This is a genomic window from Ancylomarina sp., assembly GCF_041555295.1.
Classification (GTDB): Bacteria; Bacteroidota; Bacteroidia; order Bacteroidales; family Marinifilaceae; genus Ancylomarina.
In genome coordinates this window covers 1-5,786 of record NZ_JBFFKR010000218.1, presented here as the reverse complement: position 1 = coordinate 5,786, position 5,786 = coordinate 1, and the positions used below count along the sequence as shown (strand labels likewise).

At 35.1% G+C, this 5,786-nt stretch carries 5 protein-coding genes; 3 read left to right on the top strand and 2 right to left on the bottom strand.

Annotation, left to right across the window (positions count from 1 at the left end; genetic code table 11):
- The coding region (locus ABY905_RS13170; RefSeq protein ID WP_372644622.1) for a DUF3187 family protein at window positions 1-672 on the top strand (672 nt) is incomplete at its 5' end.
- Between the two features lie 160 nt (window positions 673-832).
- Complete coding sequence (locus ABY905_RS13165) at window positions 833-1,201, top strand: YccF domain-containing protein (RefSeq protein WP_372644621.1); 369 nt, start codon at window positions 833-835, stop codon at window positions 1,199-1,201.
- Window positions 1,202-1,289: 88 nt separating this feature from the next.
- Here ABY905_RS13165 and ABY905_RS13160 read toward each other — a convergent pair whose 3' ends face one another.
- Entirely contained in the window at window positions 1,290-2,645 is a 1,356-nt protein-coding gene (locus ABY905_RS13160; RefSeq protein WP_372644619.1) for a PAS domain-containing sensor histidine kinase, read from the bottom strand.
- Complete coding sequence (locus ABY905_RS13155; RefSeq protein ID WP_372644617.1) at window positions 2,635-3,999, bottom strand: sigma-54-dependent transcriptional regulator; 1,365 nt, start codon at window positions 3,997-3,999, stop codon at window positions 2,635-2,637. The genes ABY905_RS13160 and ABY905_RS13155 overlap by 11 nt, the downstream gene beginning before the upstream one ends.
- 244 nt (window positions 4,000-4,243) lie before the next feature.
- On the opposite strand from ABY905_RS13155, the gene ABY905_RS13150 reads away from it, so the two are divergent.
- Window positions 4,244-5,494, top strand: coding sequence for an efflux RND transporter periplasmic adaptor subunit (locus ABY905_RS13150; protein ID WP_372644615.1), 1,251 nt, complete (start codon window positions 4,244-4,246; stop codon window positions 5,492-5,494).
- Window positions 5,495-5,786 lie beyond the last annotated feature (292 nt).

Sequence of the window (5,786 nt, the reverse complement as noted above, 5' to 3'; positions counted from 1 at the left end):
CTTATTAACCATTCTAAAGGTTTTATGGATTCAAGTATCAATGGCTTTCATGATTTTCTTGGACTGACAGGTGGGGCGCGTGCAGGCACCCCATTAGATGAGATTCTTTATGCTTATATACAGGATGACAAACTGCTTTTTAATATGAATGAAAATTCTTTTGGGGTAGGAGATATCTCTTTTGAGTTAGGTTTTAAGCTCTTGGATCGGAAAACACATTCAATGGCCATACGTGCCTACCTAAAGATGAACAATGCTGATAAATCGAAATTACTTGGTAGTGGAACCCTTGATTTCTCTTTTCAGTTTTCAGGTCAAACGACTGGTGTTGGTCCCAGACCTGCTTATTTTTTCTATTCATTAGGCTATTTGCGTGTTGGAGGAGGCTCTTTGTTGGATAAAATGCAAATAAAAGATATCGCCTTTGCTTCGTTAGGCTTGGCCGTAAAAGCAAATAAATGGTTAGCTCCTAAAATGCAGCTCGATTATCATTCTCGGTTTTATAAGAATTCACTAACTCAGGAACTAGGCGACTATGGGATGCAATTTCTTTTAGGTGCTGATTTTATTCTTAGTGAAAAAATGATTCTAACGGCGGGGTTTGCTGAGGATATAAAAATCAATACTTCACCAGATTTTGTTTTGCACTTGGGATTAAACTATACTTTCTAATGAGAGTAAGAAATATCTTAAATTGAATAGGGAGCAAACAATATAAAAATGAAGTCATTTAGTCGTTTAGCAAACCAATAAAGCATTACTTTGATTCACTAATTCTAAATTATCGCTTGATAATTGTACGCGTTTAATCACTAACTATAAATTGAAAAGGATGAGTATTATAGGAAATATTATTTGGATTATTTTTGGAGGTATTTTTATCTTCTTAGAATATATTATTGCTGGAATATTAATGTGTTGCACCATTGTAGGAATCCCTTTTGGTCTAAAGGCTATTCAATTATCAGTACTTGGTTTAGCTCCATTTGGACAAAAGGTTGTGCCTAACGATAGTTCTGGAGGTTGCCTGAGCATCATTTTAAATATTTTCTGGTTGATTTTTGGTGGCTTTTGGATTGCCTTAACTCATTTGGTATTTGCCATTCTATTTGCAATCACTATTATTGGTCTTCCGTTTGCTGCTCAGCATATTAAGTTAGCGGGTTTTGCCTTAACTCCTTTTGGGAAATCACTTAAATAGGTCGACGATTTAATGATCATTATCTATTAGTGATGATTCATTTTTTATTACTATTAGATAATGACCATTCATAAATCTTCAATTGACTTTACCATCTCACTGTAAATACCGTTTCTCCAATCCTAGATTGACAGAGTAGACTACCTCCATGAGCTCGAAGAATCTGTCTGGAATGACTTAAGCCGATACCGGATCCGCTTTCTTTAGTTGTGAAAAAAGGGATGAATATTTCTTCTGCAATCTCATCGGGAATGCCAGAGCCATTGTCACTGATTCTCAACTCAGTTTTCTCTCCTTTTTTAATAGCATTAACGATAATATTAGCAGAGTCGTCTTGCGGGGAGTCATTATGAATGAAGGCTTCCGCAGCATTTTTAACTAGATTAATAATAACCTGTACCATCATTTGCTCATCGGCAATAAATTTAAAATCAGCCTTAGGTCTTTGTAGTTTAAGTTCTCCAACAAAACTTTCCTTAATTGGAGAAAGTAGAATATTTAGTCTATCGAAAAAGGCATGTATTTGAATACTGTTTAATTGTGGTTCAGGCGCCTTTGAAAGCATACGATACGACTGTACAAAATGAACTAAATCTTCATTGGTTTGGCAGATTACGCCTAAGCCATCCACTGTTTTTTTGACATCAACATCATTTTTTATACTGAGTTCATTCAAATATTTTTGTTCCCAAATACGTTTTAATGATTGTGAAATAGAGGTTATGGGTGCGAGAGAATTCATAATTTCGTGACTCAGCACACGAATCAATTTAACCCATGAATCGATCTCTTTACGCTCTAATTCACCACGGATATCTTGCATCGTGATGAGTTTCACATCTTCTTTTTCTAAGCGGAGAATGGTACATCTTGCAATCACTTGTATGCGCTCATTATTTGTGATAAGATCAAGTACTTTTTTTTGGTGATTTTTTAAATCAGATAAGGCATTTGTGAATTTTGAATCGAGTCGTTCAAGCTGACTAATATGTGTTAAGGTTTGTAAGCCTGTTAATTCTAGAGCTGTGGAGTTAACATCAGTCACAAAACCCTTGTCGGTGAGAACGATTACTCCAGTGGCTATGTGTTGAAGAATCTCACTGAAGTATGTCTCTTTTATTTTGCTTTTGGCCTGTACATCATGTAAGATTTCATTTAGTTCATTTAGGCTTTGATGTAATTCATTTATAATTCTATTATTCGATTTTTTAGGGAAATGTAGCGTGGTATCATTATTTTTAATGGCCTGAATAAAATAGTTCATTAGCTTATGAGTTTTGTTCAGAAAGAGAATAAACTTCCAAGCTATATACAGCTCTATCAATAGTCCTAAGGTAAAAGTATAATAGCTTTGATTTGCGAAGCTATAACCCATTCCTCCAGCGAATATGATAAGCCCAATTAGATATAGAAAGAGAATGCTATTGTAGTATTTATATGCCATATCTCTTTATTTTATTGTATAAGGTTTGGCGAGTGATTCCCAGTTGTGATGCAACTGCGCTAAGGTTACCTATCTGTTTTTCAATGGCTGCTACAATGAGTTTTTTTTCCATATCCTCAAGTGTTCCCCCATAGGCTTCTACCTTAGCGAACTCATTTATTTTAAAACTAAAATCGTTAGATCCTATTTCGTGACTATTGCTAAGAATAACGGCCTTTTCGATGGCATGCTGCAATTCTCTTACATTACCAGGCCAAGTGTAATTTTGTAACTTACTAATGGCAGAAGAAGAGATGCTTGCGCCTTTTTTGTTGTATTTGTCGGCATACAGTTTGGTGAAATATCTAGCCAATTCTGGAATATCTGTTTTTCTATCTCTAAGGGGAGGTAATTCAATTTGTATGGTATTCATTCTGTAGAGTAAATCCTGACGGAATCTTCCTTCACTGACCATTTCATTAAGCTTGCAATTTGTCGCACATATTAGTCGTAAGTCGACATCTATAGCTGTGTTCTCACCTAGTTTCGTTAATGATCTGTTTTGCAATACCGATAAAAGTTTGGCTTGCATGGGAAGTGATAGATTCCCAATTTCATCTAAGAAAAGTGTCCCTTCATTAGCTGCTTCAATTTTGCCCATTCTGTCGCTGTGAGCATCGGTAAAGGCGCCTTTTTTGTGACCAAATAATTCACTTTCAAAGAGGCTTTCGGCAATAGATCCCATATCGACGGTGACCATTACTTTTTGACCCCGATTCGAAAGCCGATGCAATTCTCTTGCGACGAGTTCTTTCCCAGTTCCATTTTCGCCAGTAATCAATATATTCGCTTTTGTTATAGCTACTTTTTCAACCAAATCCATCACTGCTTTCCAAGCAGAAGAACTTCCAATCAGTTGACTTTTAGTTCGATTTATCTCTGCAATGAGTTCATTTTCCTTTAGTCGTAATTTCTTGACTTCTTTTCTTGAACTACTAAGTTTCCATGCCATATCTATTGTGGCTAACATCTTCTCATTTTCCCAGGGTTTCAATACAAAGTCGACAGCACCATTACGAACGGCTTTTACTGCTAACTCAACATCGCCATAAGCTGTAATCATCACTACACTTATACCAGAATTATACTCCAAAATCTGATTCAACCAATATATACCTTCATTACCCGTATTAATACCAGCCTTAAAATTCATATCTAAAAGTACAACATCGTAATTATCTAGTTTCAATTCTGATACTAAAGTATTGGGAGTTGATATGCATTTTAATTTTTTGCAAGAATTTGATAACAATAAATCTAAAGCACTGAGTATGCTTTTATTATCGTCAACAACTAATATTTTGGCTTCTTTCATTCTGGCTACGCTTTTCGTGTTTTCTATAAAACATTTTTAAATTGTTATCTAAAGTAGAAATCTTTCCAAATAATTAGACAAGCCCTGTCTAATTATTTTACACTTTAATTAATTGCGACTGGTATAAGGTTTTAATTGTTCGACAGTTATAACACTTGGCATAGGATTGGCTAGTGAGTTGAGTGAATGTATAGATCAATATGATTTTTAAATTGATTAATTAAAAGAAGAATTGAGTATGTCGATGGATCGAAAAATTACAAAGAAAAAAGGCTTGAAGGCTAAACATATTTATATTGGCTTGCTTGTTGTTTTAGTACTAGGCCTGTCGATTAAAATGATATTTGGTGCAGAATCCTCAACCTTTCGAGCTGAAGAAGATAAGCTTGATATTGCTGAGGTTACCCTAGGGAGTTTTAAAGATTACATCTCTATTGTAGGAATGGTAGAGCCTAAAACGACCATTTATCTGGATTTGGAAGAAGGAGGTAAGGTTATCGAAAAACTGATTGATGAAGGTGAAACAGTTAAAAAGGGTGATGTGATTGTCAAATTGGTCAACAATGACCTTAAGCTGCAAATACTTAATACAGAATCTTCATTAGCCTATCAGTCGAATGAGCTGCGAAATACGCTCATAGGCATGGAGCAACAGAAGATTAATAACCTACAGCAATTGCTTAGCATCGATACTGATATTATCAGACAAAAACGACACTACAAGCAGAATTTAATGCTTTTTGAAAAGGGTTTCATATCCAAGGAAGACTATCTGATTTCAAAGGAAAACTACGACTTTTCGCTTCGTGATAGAGACTTGAGATACCAACGCATGGTTCAGGATTCCATCTTTAGAGCAAATCAGAAACTACAAATGAACAGTAGTTTGAAGAATATGGAACAGAATTTGGAAATGGTTCGTCAGCGTCTGGAAAATTTGAATATTAAAGCGCCTGCTGATGGTCAATTAGGAAGTCTGGAAGTTGAAATTGGTCAATCGATTAATCGAGGACAACGCATTGGTCAGTTACATATTCTAAACGATTTTAAGATTGTTGCTGACGTCGATGAACACTATATCGATAGAGTTAGAAGAGGTCTTGCTAGTTCCTTCACCCGAAATGAAAAATTGTACCGTCAGGTTACAAAAAAAATCTATCCTGAAGTTAGAGATGGTCGCTTTAAAGTAGATCTTATTTTCGATGGAGAATCACCAGAAAACCTAAGAACAGGGCAAACCTATCATATAAAACTTGAGTTGGGCCAGCCAATAGAAGCCATTTTATTACCTCGAGGTGGATTTTTTCAAAGTACAGGTGGTCAATGGGTCTTTGTTTTAGATCAGTCGGGTACTTATGCCACAAAACGTCACATAAAAATTGGTAGACAAAACACCCAGTACTTTGAGGTGCTGGAAGGATTAGAGGCCGGAGAAAAAGTGATCAGAAATAATTACGATAGCTTCGGAGACAACGATAGAATAGAGTTTAAATAACACAAGTATAAAGTGAAGTAAGGATAAAGGTTAAAGTGAAAAAGGTTGAAACAAACAAAATCGGCCTCGCCTGTGATTGAAGATTAACAAGGACATATTTGTTCTTTCATCATGAATAGATTTATCAATAATTGATAACTCTATTTAACGCGAATTATTAAATTTCAACATTATATACGCTTATTCTAAAAATAATAAAATGATAACAATTGAAAATTTATCGAAGGTATTTCAGACAAGTGAAATAGAAACTTTAGCTCTGAATAACATCAATTTGAGAATCAAAAAAGGG